This window comes from Pantoea sp. PNA 03-3, assembly GCF_003201175.1.
GTDB lineage: Bacteria > Pseudomonadota > Gammaproteobacteria > Enterobacterales > Enterobacteriaceae > Pantoea > Pantoea stewartii.
Map to the genome: position 1 here is coordinate 111,706 of NZ_QICO01000005.1, position 20,136 is coordinate 131,841.

Genomic DNA, 20,136 nt, shown 5'->3' on the forward strand with positions numbered 1-20,136 from the left:
TTTGAAATATGAAAACAGCCAAAATGTAATCTTATGCTCATTTTTTTCCGTTAAAATCCGCGAAAAGAGGCAAAGTACACTGACCTCTGATCGTGAAGTCAAATATTAGAAAAATATTCACTTCATAACGATGCCAAATGATACGCTCGTAACCTTAACCAAACATTAAACGCTTCATTCAATTCACAAATTGACACGATCTTTATTAGGTTTACCAGATTAATCACATTAAATAAACAGATATGTTTGACAGTTTCATGAAGAGATTACCGCACATTCTGCAAATGCTGCCAGGCGGTATCTACATTGTTGACAGATAGCATTTTCTAAGGGAAAGTCGGAGTTTTGATACACGCGTTGCACTCATAAAGTGACGGTGATCACTTTTCTAACTTTTAGATTTTTTTCTTATGAACAAGGAATTACGCGTCACTACATCGTCAGTTGAACCTGCTGATTCTCGCTTCTGGAATTCGATGGTGCCGGAACTGACTGTCACTGATTTTGCCAGATCCTTTGCGTTTTATGTCGATGAACTGGGGTTTACTGTGAGAATAAGACGCATTCACCCAGACTTCGCTTATCTCTGTTATGGTGAAGCGCAATTAATGATTGAACAGCAGCATGACGCGGGCTGGCACACCGCAGAGATGCAGTATCCTTTGGGACGCGGTATTAACTTCCAGATAGAAGTCTCCAATATTCAGCAGCTTCACACGCGCCTGGTGAAAACGGGCACGCCCTTGTTCCGACCACTTAGCGAAAACGCCTACTATACGGGTGAGAAATATGAACGCCAGCAGGCGTTACTGGTTCAGGATCCAGATGGCTACCTGCTGCGTTTTTGTCAGGTCTTAGACTGAAAAAACATTACAGCGCGACCACCTCGCTGACCTGATGGTGAAAGACATAGGGATCGGAGATCAACCCAAACTGTTCGTCATCCGCATAGGTAACTGCCACCGGGTAATCCTCGCCAGCAAACGCTTTCACTGCCGCCAGATCCCGCCAATATGTGGCCAGAAAGAAATGCTGCCACTCTCCCTGTGCAACCTGATGAATAAAAGCGCCTGTGTTACCGGGTACCGATTCTGCATGCTGCACGCCCGTCTTCTGTAGATGCGTAAAAAATGCCTCTGCGTGCTGCTGAGGGACACAACCATGCCAGGTTCTGACAATCATCGTTTTCTCCTTTTAATGACGTAATGTCATGGTAACACGCTGTTTTTATAAAAAATTAAGACTGGCAGTGAAAAATAATGTTGTCGGCTGGCACAAATCCGAATTTGTTCTACATTTAGTGGCCCGACCAGGGGAACGACATTCATCACAGCAAAAAACAAAAACGGTAAAAATTATGGAATTGAGCAAGTTTGAGGTCAGAACGGGCCTGTGGCCACACATGCATTTCACGGATATTGAATACGATCACCGTGGCGGAAGTTACGAAATTTATGCCACCGATGTGACCAATCAAACCAAGAGTAAACTGTTTATCTGTCGTACCACGGATGAACAACAGGCGAAGCAACTGGCGGAGCAATTTAAAATCTGGCTGCCCAAAGTTAACAGCAGAAAGCGTAAAGCGACGGCGAAATCCGCACTTACCGGTTACGATCGCGTCGCGTGCCATAAAGGGTAAATACGGATTCATGCTGGCCGCCCCGTAGAAGATGAAGGCTGCTGTGGGGCGGCCTTGCACAGAAGCGATAAATCACGCGACCGATCAGGTTTGCGCCAGACATTACGCGGCGGCGTTATTAAACCGGACGGTTTTTCATCGTATCAGTTGGACAGCCTTGTATGAACGTCACCTGGCCTGCCCATAACCACTTCCTGCCCGGCACCATGCCAGTCTTGCCTGAGCAAAACGCTCACCCTAAAAGTGACAGTGTCATGTTTTCTGCCCAGCGCTAACGCATCGGCATCGCAGACATTCCCCACATTGAGTAACCCCCGTAATGCCTTAAACGTAAACGTCTGGCTCCGCTTGGTCAGCCGTTTGGTAACAACCTGAAAAAGCGTCTGATGTCCGTTCATTATTTCTGATTGAGCCCTTTTTCATCACGTTTTTTCATTAGGCGTATTGTTCCTCTCTCTGGCATCCTGCGCATTCCCTTCTCTTCCTCCAGCCGACATTAAACTGACCATGTCTTGCAGATTTTTTCAGGTTATTATCGTTTTGCTTAATCACATTAAATGCAGACGACACGGCTGACATGCCAATAAAGCGGTGCGGGCACATACGGGAAATGAGGGAGAAAAAGTCAAAGTGGCCCCAATGAAGTCTAAACGTGTACTGATTATCGAAGATGATGCCGATGCAGCCGGCGTACTTGAAGCCTATCTTAAACGTGAAGGCTACACGGTGATGATTGCTGGCGATGGAATGACAGGACTTGACCACGCGCAACGCTGGCAGCCCGATCTCATTCTGCTTGATGTGATGCTGCCCGTCATGAACGGCACGGAAGTTCTGGCGGCCCTTCGACGCAGGGGAAATACACCAGTGATTATGGTGACAGCGATGGGAGATGCCCCCGACAGGATCGGCGCATTACGCTATGGTGCAGATGATTATGTGGTGAAACCCTACCATCCTGGCGAGGTCGTCGCACGTGTTCAGGCCGTTTTACGTCGCACCCAACAAAGTACCGTCCCCGACAGCACATTGTGTTGGGCGGGCCTGGAAGTCGACACTGAATCGCTGACAGCGGTAGTAAAAAATGAACAGGGCATTCAGCGGCTCGATCTGACCCCAACGGAGTTTTCGATTCTGGTGACGTTGATGCGCGCCCCAACCCGCCCGTTTAGTCGCTTATTCTTGCTTGAACACTGCCTGCCTGAAAGTGATGCGCTTGAGCGCGTGGTTGATACCCATGTTTATAACCTGCGACGCAAACTGGAAGCCGCAGGCATGTCAGATATTTTACCTGCGGTTCGCAGTGTGGGTTACAGGTTCAGACAACCATGAAACTAAAAACGCACGACTCAATGTGGCGCTGGATCTGCATCCGTATTTTGATAATCGGTCTGGGAAGCGTCATCCTTATCGCGTTTTGCATGTGGCTGCGTTTCGCGCTGCAAATGCTCTGGGTTTACTCTCGCATGCCTGCGGACGTCTGGGCGGAGTTTTCCCGCATACGGTTACACCCGGAGCAGGCACCGGCTCGCTTTCATCAGATTGTCGATCAGTGGTGGGGCGTCGGCTTTTCCGACCCGTCAATCGCCTCGGCTGACTGGCTGACGGTCGCCGTGCTGGTCGCCGTGGTGATTCCGTTCTTTATTGTAATGGGGCTGCGCTTCGCCCGACCGCTGGCGAAACAGTTTAGTCAGCTGGCGAATGCGGCACGCGATGTGGCACAGGGGAAATTCGGCACATCGGTCGGTCAGGTCGACGGCGCGCCACAGGAATTAGTGCGGTTTACGGAAGACTTTAATCTGATGACCCAGCAGTTAGCCCGTTACGAACGCGAACTTAAAGCTTCGCAGGTTGCCATTGCTCATGAACTACGATCGCCACTCACCGCAGCCATTGGCCGCTTACAAGGCATTGTCGACGGCGTATTTGCGCCGGAACCTCAGCAGTTCTCCATGATCATGAAGCAGCTGACGCAGCTCAGCCGCCTGACGGATGAACTGCACTTATTATCGTTAGCGGAAGCTGGCCAGCTTACGCTCAGCCTGAGCCGGTTTAACCTTACCGAGCTGTTACGCGAACGTACAGCGTGGCTGGCGCCTCAGGCTGAAGCCGAACAGATGGTGATTGAGGTGCAGTCGCCCGGCCAACTCTCTTTCACTGGCGATGCCTCCCGGCTGGGCCAGGTGGTAACCATCTTGACGGAAAATGCACTGCGCTATGCCGCAGAGGGGAAACGGTTTTCTGTGACCGCTCATACCTCGCCCGCCGCTGTCACACTGCAGTTTCGTGACTATGGACCGGGCGTGGATCCTCAGTTTCTGCCTGTCATTTTCGACCGTTTCACCCGGGCAGAATCGTCACGCGCACGGCATTCCGGCGGAAGCGGTCTCGGCATGTCTATTGCGAAGGCTATCGTGGAGGCGCACGGTGGGGAGATATTTGCACGTTTGCCTGCGGACGGCGGACTGCAGATTACGATCGCTTTGCCTTTATCTGACGACGCGCGCTCAATCTGAGTGCGTGCTGGCCTGGACAGGCTTTTTTGTCTGCCTTGACCATTTCTTGATAATTCATCGAAGGTTTCTGGACATAACCCGCTTTAAATGAGCCTGTCTCATTTCAGGAATACGGTTATGACAGATTTTATTCCCGCTTTTGCCCGTCAGGCGCTGCGTCATCTGAGCTTTCCGGGTTATGTGTTACCGTCACTGTTTGTCGTGGCAGGCATGCTTATCCTGTCAGGCTGCCGGGAGGAAGCGCCGCCTGCACGTGAAGCGCCTCGTCCCGTGCGGACAGTACTGGTTCCGCCCTTCTCCAGCGGTGGACTGATGACGCAGACGGGTGAAATTCGTGCCCATGAAGAAATTTCGCTGGCTTTCAGACTGGATGGCCGCGTCATTACCCGCACCACGGACATTGGACAGCATGTGAATGCCGGTCAGGTTCTGGCGACCTTAGACAGTAATGCCGCTCAAAACCAGCTCAGCAGTGCCACTGCCGATCTGGCGAGTGCGCGCGCCTCAGAACATGTTGCCGCACTTACGCTGCGTCGTATGCAGCAGCTGATGCCCGGTGGGGCCATTTCCCGTTCGCAGTTAGACAGTGCAAAAGGTGACTGGCAGGCGGCCGTTTCACGGCGTCAGAGCAGTGAAGCCGCGCTTAAAAATGCCCAGGATAATCTCAACTGGACGCAGCTTACCGCACCGCGCGCCGGTGTCATTACCGCCGTCAATGTCCAGCCGGGTCAGGTGGTAAGCGCCGCGCAGTCCGTAATGACGCTTGCTGCTGATGGCGATCGCGATGCTGTCTTTGACCTTGCTGAACCCTCGCTGGCGGAGTACGCCTCCTCCACGCCCTTCAGCATTACGCTGTTATCGAACCCTGCGATAAAGACACAAGGGCATTTTCGCGATATCAGTCCGCAGGCCGATCCGCAGACCCGCACCTGGCGGCTGCGTGTCATGCTGCCTCAACCGCCGGTCGCTATGGCGTTGGGGTCGACCGTCGTGGGGGCCTTTCCCGGTAAAACCGAACAGGTTGTCACCCTGCCCGCCAGCGCTCTCACGCGTGCCGGTGATCGTCCCGCCGTTTTTGTGGTGAACACCCAGTCCCATCAGCTTTCACTCAGGCCGGTCACGCTGGCGCGCTTCGATGCCCAACATATCTATCTCAGTGCCGGCGTGATACCGGGTGAGCGCGTAGTCACCGCAGGCGTGAAAACGCTCTTGCCGGGAGAGCGGGTACAGCCTGGGGAGGATGAAAAATGAGAAGATCGGCTGAAAGAGCCCGCTTTAATCTCTCTGCCTGGGCGTTAGCACATCAGCAACTGGTGGTGTTTTTCATGCTGTTGGTGATGACGACGGGTGTACTGAGTTACATCGATCTGCCCCGTAATGAAGATCCGGCGTTTACCATCAAAACGGCGGTCGTGTCCGCACAATGGCCCGGTGCCACTGTGGAAGACACGATGCAGTTAGTGACGGATACGCTGGAAAAAAAACTGCAGGAAACACCGTTCCTGGATTTTATCGAGAGTGAAACCCGGGCGGGAAAGGCCGTCATCTTTGTTAACCTGCGTGATGATACGCCGCCGGATCAGGTCCCGACTATCTGGTACCAGATTCGGAAAAAAATGCAGGATATCGCCTCATCGCTTCCACAAGGCGTTCAGGGTCCCGCTGTTAATGACGAATTTGGCGACACCTATGGCACGATTTATGGCTTTACGGCCGATGGCTTCAGTCCGCGAGAACTGCGGGATAAAGTCGATGAGATCCGTCGAAGCCTGATGGATGTGCCAGACATGGGTAAAATTACCCTGCCCGGCGAACAGGAAGAACACATTGTTATCGCGTTTTCGCCACGGCAGTTAGCGGGCATGGACCTTACGCTTCGGGAGGTAAGTGATGCTCTGGCCGCGCAAAATGCCGTTGCGCCCGCAGGTGTAATACGCACTGATAAAGAAAATATTGCACTTCATGTCAGTGGTGCATTGACCTCGGCTGATAACCTTAAGGCCATTACCTTACATATCGGCCAGCGCTTTATCCCGCTGACCAGTATTGCCACGATAACGCTTCAGCCTGCTGAACCGCCGGCGTCAACCTTCCGGGTCAACGGCGAGCCTGGCATTGGCCTGGCCATCTCCATGGCCCCGACGGGTAATATGCTGAAATTTGGTCAGGCCATTCATGCGCGCATGGAGACGATTGCCGCCCAGCTCCCGCACGGCATCACGATGGTGAAGATCGCTGATCAATCCACCGTTGTTAAAACCGCCGTCAGTGGCTTTGTGCGGGTGCTGGCGGAAGCGGTACTGATCGTTCTGGCAATCTCGTTTTTCTCGCTGGGTTTCCGTGCCGGGCTGGTGGTCGCCGCTGCGATTCCCCTCGTTCTGGCCATGACATTCGTCGGCATGACAGTGGCCGGTATTGGCCTGCAACGCATTTCGCTGGGGGCTCTCATTATTGCGCTGGGTTTACTGGTCGATGATGCCATGATCACGGTTGAAACCATGGTTTCCCGCCTTGAGGCGGGAGACAGCAAAGCGCAGGCCGCAACCTTTGCGTTTAAAACCACCGCTTTTCCTATGCTGACGGGAACGCTGGTGATGATCGCCGGTTTTATTCCGGTCGGTTTTGCGGCCTCCAGCGCCGGTGAATATTGTTACTCCCTTTTTGCAGTCGTGCTGATCTCGCTGCTGTGCTCCTGGGTCGTGGCGATTCTGTTTTCCCCGGTTATCGGCACCTGGCTGTTAACTGAGCAGGTGACAGCCCCATCACCACCTCCCGGGCTGATGGCCCGCTGCTATCGTCGTCTGCTTGATCGGGTTTTACACTACCGCTGGACAACCGTGATAAGCGCCTTGTTATTGCTGGGAATGGGGATTGCAGGAACTACATTGATGCAGGGCGAATTCTTCCCCGCGTCCGATCGTCCCGAGCTGTTAGTGAATCTTTCGCTGGCGGCAAATGCCTCTCAAAGTGAAACGACACGGCGTACCGCACAGCTGGAAACCCTGTTGCGCGCCGATCACGATGTCGATCACTTCTCCAGCTATGTCGGCGCAGGTGCCGTGCGGTTTTATTTGCCCATGGAAGTCTTGCTGGACAATGAAAATGTGGCGCAACTGGTTGTGGTGACTAAGAACCTGGAAGCGCGCGATCGCGTTCGACGCCGCCTGGAGGCGACACTGGCGCGGGATTTCAGCGATCTGACTGCCCGTGTGGCCCCTCTCGAACTGGGCCCACCCGTCGGCTGGCCATTGAAATACCGCGTCACCGGCCCTGACTACAGCAAAGTACGGGACATCGCGGAAAAACTGGCTGCTCAACTTTCGCGTTCGCCGAATACGCGTGAGGTAAATATGACGGCTGGCGAGCCCGAGCGGGAAATCAATGTTGAGGTAAACCAGACTGCTGCACGCGCCGTCGGCGTCTCCTCAGAAAGCATTGCTTCCACACTGAATACTGTCATGTCCGGCAGTACCGTGACCACGGTTCGCGATCATAACCGGCTGATAGATGTGGTTCTGCGCGGCAACGATCGGGAACGACAGGACACAGCCATCTTAGACAGCCTGATGCTCAACACAGCTTCCGGGCAAAAAATTCCGCTTGGGCAGGTCGCCACACTGAAATGGCAGCTCGACGATCCGGTGATTTGGCGACGACAGCGTTTGCCCTATATCACCGTGCAAACCGATATTGCACCTGAGCAACGGGCCGAAACGGTGTCTGATCAACTGAGACCTGGCCTGGATACTCTGCGGGCAACCTTGCCCGCAGGTTACGCCATTGAAGAAGGTGGAACCGTCGCCGAGTCGAATAAAGGTAACAGTTCGGTGTTTGCCGTTTTGCCGGTCACCCTGTGCTGCATGCTTGTGTTATTGATGCTGCAGTTGAAGCGGTTCTTCAGAATGCTGCTTGCGCTGCTGATGGCACCTTTCGGCCTGCCGGGGATTGTCCTGGCAATGTTACCGGGTGGCACGCCGATGGGGTTTGTCGCACTGCTGGGCATCATTGCGCTGGCGGGCATGATTATCCGTAACGCCGTAATCATGATCAGCGAGGTAGACAGCCATGCGCAGGCTGGCATGGCACAGGGTGACGCCATCCGCCATGCCGCACTGCACCGGGCGCGTCCCATCCTGCTCACTGCCTGCGCGGCAATCTTCGGCATGTTACCTATTTCACATCAGGTTTTCTGGGGGCCAATGGCATTCGCGATCATCGGTGGGCTGATCACCGGCACATTGGTCACGCTGACCCTGCTGCCTGCCTCACTCAGCCTGATAATGGCATGGGAAAACCGCGGCGCGCCCCGATCGCGCACATGAGGGCGGCGAATATTGTCACTGGGTTACTGATCGCAGTGCGCAACGGAATGAGGCATACGGTCTTGGTATGGAGGGCATGAATGGCGCACAAGGCCTGCACAGTATCACTAGCGTGCATCGAAAGAGAGAAACGCGTCTTATGCGCCAAAAAGAAGGCTTTTCGCCACGCAAAACGCATATCAATAAGAAAGCGCTGCGATATCGCAGCGCTCGTGTTCTGGGCCTGAAGTGATCAGGCCCAGTGACAGCGCATCAGAAACTTTCCCAGTTAACCTTGTCTGCACCGGTGGCATTCAGTTGCGGTCTTTTTAACACAGGCGATGCATAGCTCACGGCTACAGGGGACGATACTGCCACCTGCGTGACGCTCTCGTTAACTTTGAACGTTGACACCAGTCTCGACAACGTTTCCGCCTGCTCCTGTAAAGATTTGGATGCAGATGAAGCTTCCTCAACCAGGGAGGCGTTCTGCTGCGTGACCTCATCCATCTGGCCGATAGCCTGGTGCACCTGCTCAATGCCTTTGCTTTGCTCGGCTGTAGCAGCGGCAATTTCATTAACCAGATCGGCAACCTGCTGAATAGCATGGCCCACGTTATCGGAGTTACTGCCTACGCTTGTTGCCTGCGTCAGCCCCTGTTCAACCTGCGAAACAGATGTGGTGATTAACTCTTTAATTTCACGAGCCGCGGATGACGAACGTTGTGCCAGATTGCGAACTTCTGATGCCACGACCGCAAAACCACGGCCATGCTCACCCGCACGGGCAGCTTCAACGGCGGCGTTAAGGGCCAGAATATTCGTCTGAAATGCAATACCTTCGATCAGCCCTGTGATATCAGATATTTTGGCTGAGCTACCGCGAATTTCATCCATCGTGGTCAGCATCTGACTCACGGCTTCGCCGTTCTGCCTGGACAGTTTATTGGCGTTATTGGCCAGGTTGCTGGCCTGGACTGCGCCCTCGGCATTTTGCCGTACGGTATCGCTGAGCGTAGCCATACTAACCGATGTCTCTTCCAGCGAGGCGGCCTGTTGCTCAGTGCGAGATGACAAATCTTCGTTGCCAGCCGCAATCTGCGTCGATCCTGTGCTGACGGATTGCGCCGCATGATTGACTGACAGCAGCGTAGTCGATACACGCTTAAGCAGATCATTAAACGCCATAGCCGTTTGACCAATCTCATCCTTTCTCAACACCGGCGCTAAGCGTGTCAGATCCAAATTGCTGCTCACTTCAGCCATGGTATCTTTGATGCTGGTAAGGCTACGTTTAATGCCAACAATAATATTTATTGAGAACGCACCGAGCAGCAAAATAACCAACAGTGATGCACAGGTCATCATCCAGACGGTCTTAGAATAAATCTGATTATTCTGTGCTCTGAGTGCATCACCAATCTGAATGTTCAGCTCAATTTGTTTAGTGAAATCAGACTCCATTTTACGTGCGGCAGCGCCAATGCCATTGTCACTTTGCAGGAGAGAAAGTGACAGTTCATTATTATGGCTACGTGACGCAGCAAGAAAAGCAGGTAACGCGCTGCGGACCGCATCGAGGTTACGATTGGCCCCAACGGTCATTTCTTTATCTTCATCACTGGAAATATCATTCGCCATATAATAATCATTTAATGACTTGATGTTATTAATAATGGTATTAATTTTTTGTTCTGCTTCAGCCTGCTTAGCGCTGTCTGTCGCCGTCTGATGGCGATACAGGGCCAGCCCCAGTTGGTTAGTTGCGCTAATTGACTTATTCAGATCTTTAATGCTGGGAATAGCATTAACCTGAACATATTCAAAGCGCGACTGAAAGCCCGAAATCACAGATAAAGAAACAGCAACAAGCGCACAAAGTGATAAAGCAAGCAAAGAAAATGCCAGCACTAAACGCTGCGTGATTGTCATAGAAAAAACTCCCCCGGATAGGTAAAAACTACAATTATTTTCACAGGCCTTTATCGGCAAATAACTAACCGGCTTTACAACGTAATTTTATTTCCAGAACCTTGAAAAAAAGAAAACAGCGACTATGACGGGATATTTTGTCACTAACAGAAACTATAGGGTTAAATGTGAACAGGTTGTTTCATTAAAATATAAATCCATGATAATAAGCGCATATTGCTACGCACCGCCTGTGCGTTAAAATAGAACGTTCTCCATAATGACAACCGCAGTTCGTGCAGCTAAGGTAGCGGTTTTTACACAGAGATAATGATGGAAAGGTTATTCGTTTATGGCACTTTGCGCCCGGGCCACAGTAATGCCCACATTCTCGACAGGGTCGGAGGCAACTGGCAGGCAGGTTTTGTAAGCGGCATTTTCTATCCTCAGGGGTGCGGGGCAGCCGCAGGCTTTCCTGGTCTGGTGCTGGATAGCCGAGGTCCGCGCGTTGAGGGTTACGTTTTTAGTTCTGATAATCTCTTATCATACTGGCCCATGCTGGACGAATTTGAAGACGGGTACGATCGCCTCAGGACGGAAGTGACCCTTGAAAACGGTGACACTGTCACCGCTTATGTCTATCAACTGCAACCGCAATGCACACCGCCGCGCGCATAAACAGCTAATGCGCGTTTGTCAGCGCTTTACGCCTGAACCACTGCATGGGGCGGGCAAACATTACCAGGTTACCGCTTAAAATCAGTAGCAAGCCGGCCACACTATGACTTTGCCAGGTATAGCCTTCAAAAAGTGTGGAGAACGATAACGCGACCAGAGGGAACATAAGTGTGGTGTAGGCGGCTTTGCCCGCACTTGTGCGTTTGATCAGGGTGAAATAAGCCCAGAAAGCAATGACGGAACCAAACACCGCCAGGTAAAGTAAGGCACCGAGATAAGTGAAGGTCCATTGCGGTGAGAAGCTGGCACCACGAATAATAGCGATAAGGCCCATAACGAGGGCACCATAAAACATGGCCCAGGCGTTGGTGGTCATTGTCTCAAGATGCCGACGCTGATGGCGCAGGCTGATCATATTGCCTAATGAAAAACCAAAGGTACCCAGTGCTGACAGCCCCATTCCCATGAGCGCGGTACTGTTCCAGTCGCTGATATGCAGATCGTGCCAGAACAGGACGACCATGCCGGTTAATCCCAGTGCGGCGGCAAACCAGAAACGGGGGAGTGGGCGCTGGCCAAAGAAAATATAACTGTTTACCGCGTTATAGAGCACGGCCATCGAAAAAATCACCGACTCCAGGCCTGTATTAATGTAAGCCGCAGCCGTGTAAAAACACCAAAAATTAAAGCAAAACACACAGCATCCCTGGATCAGACAAAACAGATGGTCCTGCCATGCCAGGCGGCGCAGGCGTCCCAGCAGCGTTAACAGGATCAGCATAATGACGCTGGCGATGGCAAACCGCCAGAATACCGAAACCGTGACATCTACAGGCCCCTGCTGTAAAAAAATAGCGATCCAGGTTGTTCCCCAAATCACGACCACAATGGCGTAAAGTATTGCGTTCATCGTTATCCCTCTGCCTCAGACTCTCTTCACTGTGACGTAATCGCGAGGGGTCGGCTTTCATCATGTTGCGGTCGGGTTGCAAAATCTTGCGCATTTTAGCGTGATACATCTGGCTACCTGACGTCTGTCATCCTAGACTGGACCTCTGTTTATCAAGCGGAAGCATGCCATGTCTCGCGTTTACGACACCTTTGAAACACTGCGTCAAAAAAAGGCCGTGCTGCGGGAATCGGTGATGCTTAATTCGGGCATCCGACTGGCCGCCTGGCACAACAAACAAGACCGCGTTACCGTTAACAGCAATCATCATACGCTCAGCCTGTATATTGCTGATGGTTATGAGAGTTACCACAAAACGGCAAACGGATGGCGCAACGGCGGCGGACCGAATAAATTTTGCCTGATGCCGCAGCACAGTGAATCGACCTGGGATGTACGCAGCGATCTCTCCTTCGTGCATCTCTACTGCACAGATGAGCACCTGCGAGAGGTCGGTGAAAAGATTTGGGATCGCAGCCCGGCCTCGTTATCCCTTGATGAAAAGATTTTTGCCAGTGATGACACGATTACGGCGTTGTATCGCCAGTTTTTACTTAGCTGCGACTGGCAGCAGCCAGCCAATCAGCTGATGCTGAGCACCGCCAGCACGTTGTTGTTAACCCATCTGATTCAACTCTATTCGTGTGTCCAGTGGCGGCTTCCCTCTGTCACGGGCGGACTTGCTCCCTATGTGTTGCGCAATACCCTGGCGTTTATTGATGCGCACCTGGCTCTGCCCCTTACTCTGAACGTTCTCGCCAGCCAGGCCAGTCTGAGTGAATATCATTTTGCCCGGATGTTTCGTCAGTCACTCGGCGTTGCACCTCACCAGTACGTGATGAAGCGCCGGATGGAAAACGCGCGTCAGATGATCGTATCGACATCATTGTCGTTAACCGAGATTGCACTGGAGAATGGTTTTAACTCACTGAGCCATTTCAGTAACCGGTTTAAGCAGGTGACCGGATCGACACCGTCGCAGTTACGCATGGCCAGCGGCCCTGAATTGTTGTGAATCGTCTCAGTCATGGACGAAGCATCCCGCGAGTTAACCTAAACCAATCCTCACACATTGGCGGTTCGTGCTTTGACGCATTGTGTAACCTGATTACACTACGTGCAGATTCATTCGGACGCCCTGTGACGGGATAACCTTCTTTTTACCCTTCCGATGAGTAAAACGCTTTCGTGATGGTTTTGCTCGCCCTGGGGCGACAGCAGGCTTCCCGTCGCGATGACTGGCCTTTTGTCCGGTTAATCATGAATCAGACCATAAGGACCACCGTCATGTTTATGTTCAAAAATGCGCTATTCCCGCCTCCCGGATGGACGGCATCCTTGCTGTAAGGCATCCGTAAAGCGTTTTTAAACGCGGAACGGCAATGCGGCGATCCTGCCTTGCACAACGGAACCACACCACTGACGTACTGGCAGACCTCACGCTGTTCCTGTGACGCGCTAACCCCTTTTTGAGTGAGGCGGCTTTACGCCTTTACCGGAAACCGGTGAGCCCCTGCTCTGCCTGAAGCCATGAAACAGACCTGTCCTGCCCCGATTTGTTGCTTTCTGCACAGTAGGGTCAGGCGCTCATCATTAACCAGGGAGGAATACTATGAATCGTTCATCCGAAACCGCGATAACCCTGATCTTTCTTTTTGTCGGCTTTATCGTGATGTCGGCAGGTATTTGGCAAATACTGACGCAGTGAGGGAAGGCAATGCGCAAGTTCACGCTTAACCAGATTTTTATTCAGGTTGTTGCCATAGCGGCCATCCTCATCCTGCTGACGATCGTGATTCGTTAACCACTCAGGACCAGACATTACCTGCGTCTGGTCCGTCAGATACCGGACCCGGTGGGCGCAGCGTAATGCCCACGACGGTGCCTGAGAACCCATTAAATTTTCTGGTCAAACATCCACTTTCGCGGAACACACGTAACCACCCCCCTTAAAACCTTCGCTTTCATAATCTTGCTCAACACCGCGCTATGCCTTATGCGCTACCGTCTGCTGGCAAAGGCTGAACGCCCCTGCAACCTTTTAAAAACCCTTAACAATTCATACTTTCTTTCAACGTCTCAGGGAATAATTATGAATGTATGCCACACTTTTTTTATTGGGGGACTGGCCGTAATCATGACGATGAGTAACGCGATGGCAACGAAAAATACTGAACTGACCGGATACCGTGAAGGCGCAAAGGTGATTGAAGTCCAACCTGTGCGCAACCAGATTGATGCGATCACTGGCGTGGTTTATTCGCAGATTACAACGCTACGATCGGTCAGACCGCTTCACATGTCATTACTGGTGCCCCGCACCGATGCAGTCAAACCCGCAATTGTTTACTTTCCGGGCGGGGGGTTTACCAGTGCCGACCACGAGAAATTTATTCAGATGCGCATGGCGCTGGCAGAAGCGGACTTTGTTGTGGCCGCAGCTGAATATCGTGTTGTACCGGATACCTTCCCTGCGCCGGTTGTTGACGGGAAAGCGGCCGTACGCTATCTGAGACAGCATGCAGAAACGTACGGTATCGATCCTCATCGTATTGGTGTTTTAGGCGATTCGGCAAGAGGCTGGCTGGCACAAATGCTGGGCATGACAAATGGTCAGACCGCTTTCGATCAGGGTGATTTTACAGAAACATCATCTGACGTCCAGGCCGCCGCCACGATTTACGGTATTTCAGATTTACGCAATATTGGCGAAGGCTTCTCTGAAGAGAATCAACAGGTGCATGCCTCACCGGCCGTCACTGAAGCCCTTTTGATTCATGGACCGGCCTTCCACGATTTTGCAGGCGCGTCTGTCATGGATGATCCTGATAAAGCCCGTCAGGCAAGTCCCATGGGCCATCTTGCGAACCCCAAACCGCCTTTCCTGATTATGCACGGTGACAAAGATTCACTCGTTTCACCGCATCAAAGTGCGCAACTCTTTGATGCGCTTAAAAAGGCAGGTGATCAGGTTGAGTACGTCGTGGTGAAAGGTGCAGAACATGGTGATGAGGTCTGGTATCAACCTGACGTCATCCGCCTGGTTGTGAACTGGTTTTCAGAGGTGCTGCACCCTGATACACGAACAGGCAGCAAGAGCACAGCCAATTTAAACGACAATTTGTAATGCACCAGGCAAACCACTTTATGTGGTTTGCCTGGTCATCAGTCTGCTGACACGTCAGCCATCAGGTCAGCGACAGTCTGTTTTGCCCCTTTGTCCAGTAGATGGAGATAGGACTTAACCACCTGCTGCACAAAACAGGGATTATCGGGCAGCGTGTGGCCGAATATAGCTTCCAGTCCTAACAGCGCTTTTACCCTCGCCTCCCCTTCTACGCTGCCGTCAACGGCGGTTCGTATAGACGCCAATAAAGGATCGCAGATCTCAATCTCTTTTCCCTGGTCATCCTTACCGCTGACATAGCGCATCCATGCGGCAATACCTAATGCAAGCAGATCAAAACGGCTGCCACGCTTGAGGTGCCAGCAAACGGAATGTAACCAACGTTGCGGTAACTTCTGGCTGCCATCCATCGCAATTTGCCAGGTACGATGCTGTAGCGCGTGATTTTCATAGCGTGCAATCAGCCGATCGGCATAATCGATCAAATCAACGTTCTTAACGGTTAGCGTCGGTGCCTGTTCTGTCAACATTAAGCGTCGTGCCGCAAGGCGAAAGTTCGGGTCCTGCATACAGTCATAAATATGCTCATAACCCGCAAGGTTGCCCAGGTAAGCCAGAAATGAATGGCTGCCGTTCAACATACGCAGTTTCATCTCTTCGTAAGGCAGCACGTCTTTGACTAACTCTGCACCGGCTTTTTCCCATGCCGGCCGCCCTGCGACGAAATTATCCTCAATAACCCACTGGCGAAAGGGCTCACAGGCTACCGCGACGGGATCGGCCACCTGAATAAGCGCCGCGATCGCGTCAAGACTCTGCGGATTCATCGCCGGTACGATACGGTCCACCATGGTTGAAGGGAACGTCACCTGCTGTTCAATCCAGTCTGCCAGGACGTTGTCACGTTGTCGGGCAAAAGCACGCACGACCTGACCGATCACTTTTCCGTTTTCTGGAATATTGTCGCAGGACAACACAGTAAACGCAGGCAGACCAGCAGCCTTGCGACGCGCCAGTGCTTCAACGATGATCCCTGGCGCAGAAAGCGGCTGGTGAGGCTGAGCCAGATCAGCGACAATCTGAGGATGGTCGCGCATCAGCTCGCCCGTTGCCGGTGAATGACAATAGCCTTTCTCAGTAATCGTTAAGGAAACGATGGCAATTTCGGGCTGACACAGGGCGTGAAGTACGGCTTCGGTTCCATCGACCTGAGCGTGAAGCGCCTGCTTCACCACACCAATCACGCGCCCTTCCCAGCCATGAGCCGACATTTCTGCCACGCTGTACAGTAATCCCTGACGTTTCAGATCGGCAATCTGTCGTTCCCCGCCGATGAGATTAACTTCGACGTAGCCCCAGTCGCTGTTATGTTCTGCTGCAAGAACATCGGCATAGACCGCCTGATGAGCCCGATGAAAAGCACCGAATCCAAGATGGACAATACGCGGGACGAGCTTATTCCTGTTCCATTTTGGAACCGTCGCCTTCGCATTCAGTAGGGTAGTTTGCATTTCTTTCTCACCTTATTTTTTATTAGCTGCGTGGACACTGACGTTAAATAACGGCAGCACCAGGAGATCGCCTTGATGTTTTCCTGTGCGGCGCCGTTTGGATCAAGCGCCTGAGAACACCACGGCAAAAGGAAAGTTTTTAAAACAGAATTGGTGCGGGAAGCCTATCGTCAGCGGCAGAATTGTTCCACTACCATACCAGTTATAATTAAAAAATGTGATGAATGGCAATTATGTCTTTGGGTAAAATTGCATTAATTAACAAAGAAAATAAAAATCACAACTTCTTTATAACTATAAATATTGCTGGCACTACAGAAGAATTAACCTTCAAACAGGCTGATACGTATTAGCACGCTGTTTTGCGGTTCGGGTGAATAACCAAAATTTAAAAAAATCCGAAAGATTGCTTTTAAAAAGGGCCAACCTCATCAGGCGTCATGTATAAAAAGACTTAATCGCACCAATGGGTTTAAGAGCACTCGGGTTTGAGGATGAGCTATTTCGCTACGGACAAAACGGAAATCAGGCAGAAACTCAACGCCGTATTTGACTGGCGGGACATTAACGCTGAACGCTTTTTATTCCCCCATCTGGCGTCATTCGACGTGTACGTGGTAAGGCTGTCAGTTATGCCTCTGTGGAGCCGGAGCATTTTGGAAACCAGCCCGATACGGTGCTGTATTGATATTGCACCCGCATACGATGACAGACACCCGTTTCCCGACGCGTCGCTGTATTAAGGTTATATCGGTTCAGGTGCCTGTTTTATCGCGAAGGTTTGCACAGCCGCCCAGAAGCCGTATGCAGGGCAACGCAATCATGTCACCCTGAGCCTCCCTTCCCGCACAACGCTATGCTTGCGTAATTTGCAGCGCCATATCAATCGAGATAGCCATACTTTCGGGATTCGCTTTACCGGTCCAGGCAATGTTAAAGGCCGTGCCATGATCGGCTGAGGTGCGCAGGAACGGTAAGCCTGCGGTAATGTTTACGCCGTCGTAGAAGCCCAACAACTTGAGCGGAATATGGCCTTGATCATGATACATAGCCACAACAATGTCATACATGCCCTCATTGCATTGCATAAATACGGTGTCCGGCGGGCACGGGCCATAGACGTTTATGCCCTGCGCCTTCATCGCGTCAATCGCCGGTGTCAGCACGCGAATTTCCTCATCTCCGAACAACCCATTTTCACCCGCGTGTGGGTTAACGCCCGCAACCGCAATACGCGGCTGGCTATAACCGACCCGGCGCAAAAACGTATCGGCAATTCTGATTACCGTTTCAACGCGCGCCTGGCTGAGCGTATCCAGGAATGTCCGCAGAGAAATATGCGTGCTGACGTGGATCACTTTGAGTTTATCAGTGTAGAGCACCATCGAATAATCTTTGGTGTCAGTTAATTTTGCCAGTAATTCCGTATGGCCTGGATAATGATGGCCGGCCATATGCAGCGCTTCTTTATTCAGCGGAGCCGTCGCAATCGCTTTCACGTCACCGCGCATCGCCATTTCTGTTGCACGTTTGATGCATCGATAAGCCACATCGCCCGCTTCAGGCTGCACAACCCCACACTGTAGTGCCTCCGGATGTGCCACTTTCTCATCGATAATATGAATAACGCCGGGCATAAAGGTGGCTTCGGACACGTTATTAATGACGTTTAATTCCGCCTGCGGCGTTATGTTCATTGCCAGTATGCGGCGGAACGTTTGTACACAACCGATAACCACAACGGGCGAACCCGCTAACGCGCCCTCGGTTAAGGCCTTAATAATAATTTCAGGACCGATCCCAGCCGGGTCGCCCATCGTAATCGCCACAACATTCGTCACTTATTTTCTCCTCAACGACGCTCAAAATTTTTAAAGGGGGAGATTCATTACCCAAACACCGGCTTTCGTTAATACCGCCTGACGTCAGTCACAACCGGATGCATGCCCACCAGGAACATATTCCGCCGCCCTTCTGTGCCGCGTTGCGTCCGGGCCGAGACGGTTGCAGCAGCCCATTTAGCCATCCCTGACGCCTTGTCGCTAAAATCAGCCCAGCGTGCAAACCCGCATTGCCGTCGTTGAGCGATTTCACTCATCCGGTCAACGGTCAGAGATATGGCCCTCTTGTTTTGTCGCCCCATGTCGTCAAAAGCGCCTGAAGATCAGAGCCACAACGCACCTCATCAGTTTTACCCCTCACCTTAATGATTATATTCAATCACATTAGATTATATGTGAGCAAGATCAATTTAATAAAGCGCCATTTTATTTATAAATTTAGCCAGTGAGTGAGCGAAGTTAAGCGGAATGAAGAATTTCAGTCATTTATGGGGAGACAGACGTGGCATTAATTAACAGCACAATATTGAGCGGTTCCGACGCGATAAAGGCACTGACGCCGGTCGTCGCGGACAAACAACACCTGCTGGTTTTAACAGACAAGAACATTGTAAATTTGCCCGCGACCACGCAAATCATGACATTGCTCAGTCAGGATGGCCGTCACGTTAAACTGATCGATGATGTTCCGGCAGAACCCACGCATACCGATGTTGAAGCAGTGCTGTCGCGTACAGCAGGTAAAACGTTTGATTTAGTGGTGGGCATTGGCGGTGGAAGCGTACTGGATGTGGCGAAGCTGCTTTCTGTGTTATGTCACGTTGCGTCACCCTCCCTTAAGGCGCTGCTTGATGGCGGGAAAATTACAGCCCGTTTACCCTCACTGCTTATTCCCTCGACGGCGGGAACGGGTTCGGAAGCAACGCCCAATGCTATTCTGGCTATCCCTGAAAAAAACACCAAATCAGGCATCATTTCCCCTGTGATGCTGCCGGACTATGTCGCGTTAATTCCAGAACTGACCACCAGCATGCCTGCGCATATCGCCTCATCAACGGGCATTGATGCACTGTGCCATTTACTGGAATGTTATACCGCCACCATTTCGAACCCTATGGGTGACAACGTTGCGCTGATGGGCCTGCATAAGCTGTTCCGGAATCTGGAAACATCCGTCACTGAACCGCATAACCTGAACGCGAAGCTGGAAATGCTATGGGCTTCTTATTATGGCGGCGCGGCAATCGCGCACGCCGGCACCCATCTTGTTCATGCGCTTTCGTATCCTCTGGGAGGCACTTATCACCTGCCTCACGGCGTCGCCAATGCCATTCTGCTGGCACCCTGTATGAAAGTGGTGCGCCCGTTTGCCATCGACAAATTTGCCACTGTCTGGGACCTGATTCCGGGCGCCGATATCACATTGACCCCGGAAGAAAAATCGCACGCGCTGGTCGACTATCTCGCCAAATTAGTTAAACGGCTCAATCTGCCGGATAACCTGGAAACATTAGGTGTGCCGTCAGGTGATATTGATGCGCTGAGCGAATCTGCACTCAATGTGAAGCGTTTAATGAACAATTCACCCTGCGCTGTAAGTCATCAGGATGTGGCTGATATTTACCGGACCCTGTTCCCTAAAATTTAACCGCCGAAAGGA

General features: G+C 51.9%; 17 protein-coding genes. 12 read left to right on the forward strand and 5 right to left on the reverse strand.

Features of this window, described 5'->3' with window-relative positions; translation table 11 throughout:
- Window positions 1-476: 476 nt before the first annotated feature.
- Window positions 477-863 (forward strand): VOC family protein, encoded by a 387-nt coding sequence (locus tag C7433_RS15305; protein ID WP_039339456.1) that lies wholly within the window; start codon window positions 477-479, stop codon window positions 861-863.
- A 7-nt stretch (window positions 864-870) separates the two neighbouring features.
- On the opposite strand, the gene C7433_RS15310 is transcribed toward C7433_RS15305, so the two are convergent.
- Entirely contained in the window at window positions 871-1,182 is a 312-nt protein-coding gene (locus C7433_RS15310; RefSeq protein ID WP_006121950.1) for a hypothetical protein, read from the reverse strand.
- Window positions 1,183-1,357: 175 nt separating this feature from the next.
- On the opposite strand from C7433_RS15310, the gene C7433_RS15315 reads away from it, so the two are divergent.
- The 5 genes from C7433_RS15315 (at window position 1,358) to C7433_RS15340 (ending at window position 8,480) form a co-directional block, all read left to right on the forward strand.
- Complete coding sequence (locus C7433_RS15315; RefSeq protein ID WP_006121951.1) at window positions 1,358-1,642, forward strand: hypothetical protein; 285 nt, start codon at window positions 1,358-1,360, stop codon at window positions 1,640-1,642.
- Between the two features lie 639 nt (window positions 1,643-2,281).
- Complete coding sequence (locus C7433_RS15325) at window positions 2,282-2,974, forward strand: response regulator (RefSeq protein WP_006121952.1); 693 nt, start codon at window positions 2,282-2,284, stop codon at window positions 2,972-2,974.
- Window positions 2,971-4,158 (forward strand): cell wall metabolism sensor histidine kinase WalK, encoded by a 1,188-nt coding sequence (locus C7433_RS15330; protein ID WP_110268488.1) that lies wholly within the window; start codon window positions 2,971-2,973, stop codon window positions 4,156-4,158. Before C7433_RS15325 ends, C7433_RS15330 begins: the two co-directional genes overlap by 4 nt.
- Before the next feature lie 117 nt (window positions 4,159-4,275).
- Window positions 4,276-5,409, forward strand: a complete 1,134-nt coding sequence (locus tag C7433_RS15335) for an efflux RND transporter periplasmic adaptor subunit (RefSeq protein WP_110268489.1) — start codon at window positions 4,276-4,278, stop codon at window positions 5,407-5,409.
- A complete protein-coding gene (locus C7433_RS15340; RefSeq protein ID WP_110268490.1) occupies window positions 5,406-8,480 on the forward strand; it encodes an efflux RND transporter permease subunit in 3,075 nt (1,024 codons plus the stop codon). Before C7433_RS15335 ends, C7433_RS15340 begins: the two co-directional genes overlap by 4 nt.
- A 252-nt stretch (window positions 8,481-8,732) precedes the next feature.
- On the opposite strand, the gene C7433_RS15345 is transcribed toward C7433_RS15340, so the two are convergent.
- Window positions 8,733-10,391: a methyl-accepting chemotaxis protein gene (locus C7433_RS15345; protein WP_033742450.1), complete on the reverse strand. Its 1,659-nt coding sequence runs from the start codon at window positions 10,389-10,391 to the stop codon at window positions 8,733-8,735.
- A gap of 312 nt (window positions 10,392-10,703) precedes the next feature.
- Here C7433_RS15345 and C7433_RS15350 point away from each other — a divergent pair, with 312 nt between their 5' ends.
- On the forward strand, window positions 10,704-11,048 hold the full coding sequence (locus C7433_RS15350) for a gamma-glutamylcyclotransferase family protein (protein WP_033742448.1): 345 nt from the start codon (window positions 10,704-10,706) through the stop codon (window positions 11,046-11,048).
- A 4-nt stretch (window positions 11,049-11,052) separates the two neighbouring features.
- On the opposite strand, the gene C7433_RS15355 is transcribed toward C7433_RS15350, so the two are convergent.
- Window positions 11,053-11,958 carry a DMT family transporter gene (locus C7433_RS15355; RefSeq protein ID WP_033742446.1) on the reverse strand — a complete coding sequence of 302 codons (906 nt, stop codon included), beginning with the start codon at window positions 11,956-11,958 and terminating at the stop codon, window positions 11,053-11,055.
- A gap of 169 nt (window positions 11,959-12,127) precedes the next feature.
- On the opposite strand from C7433_RS15355, the gene C7433_RS15360 reads away from it, so the two are divergent.
- From C7433_RS15360 to C7433_RS15370, 4 genes are all read left to right on the forward strand, one after another.
- On the forward strand, window positions 12,128-13,012 hold the full coding sequence (locus C7433_RS15360) for a helix-turn-helix transcriptional regulator (RefSeq protein ID WP_110268491.1): 885 nt from the start codon (window positions 12,128-12,130) through the stop codon (window positions 13,010-13,012).
- A gap of 597 nt (window positions 13,013-13,609) precedes the next feature.
- Window positions 13,610-13,705: a protein MgtR gene (gene mgtR / locus C7433_RS24135; protein ID WP_110268492.1), complete on the forward strand. Its 96-nt coding sequence runs from the start codon at window positions 13,610-13,612 to the stop codon at window positions 13,703-13,705.
- Window positions 13,706-13,714: 9 nt separating this feature from the next.
- Window positions 13,715-13,801, forward strand: a complete 87-nt coding sequence (mgtU, locus tag C7433_RS24140) for a magnesium transporter protection protein MgtU (protein WP_353247409.1) — start codon at window positions 13,715-13,717, stop codon at window positions 13,799-13,801.
- A 288-nt stretch (window positions 13,802-14,089) separates the two neighbouring features.
- A complete protein-coding gene (locus C7433_RS15370; protein ID WP_110268493.1) occupies window positions 14,090-15,124 on the forward strand; it encodes an alpha/beta hydrolase in 1,035 nt (344 codons plus the stop codon).
- Between the two features lie 38 nt (window positions 15,125-15,162).
- Here C7433_RS15370 and C7433_RS15375 read toward each other — a convergent pair whose 3' ends face one another.
- Together C7433_RS15375 and C7433_RS15385 are read right to left on the reverse strand one after the other, a co-directional pair.
- The gene (locus tag C7433_RS15375; protein WP_110268494.1) at window positions 15,163-16,635 is read right to left on the reverse strand and encodes a mannitol dehydrogenase family protein; all 1,473 of its coding nucleotides are present in this window, start codon (window positions 16,633-16,635) and stop codon (window positions 15,163-15,165) included.
- 854 nt (window positions 16,636-17,489) lie between these two features.
- Window positions 17,490-18,476, reverse strand: a complete 987-nt coding sequence (locus C7433_RS15385; protein WP_006121964.1) for a D-threonate 4-phosphate dehydrogenase — start codon at window positions 18,474-18,476, stop codon at window positions 17,490-17,492.
- Between the two features lie 502 nt (window positions 18,477-18,978).
- On the opposite strand from C7433_RS15385, the gene C7433_RS15395 reads away from it, so the two are divergent.
- The gene (locus C7433_RS15395; RefSeq protein ID WP_033742434.1) at window positions 18,979-20,124 is read left to right on the forward strand and encodes an iron-containing alcohol dehydrogenase; all 1,146 of its coding nucleotides are present in this window, start codon (window positions 18,979-18,981) and stop codon (window positions 20,122-20,124) included.
- Window positions 20,125-20,136: the final 12 nt, after the last annotated feature.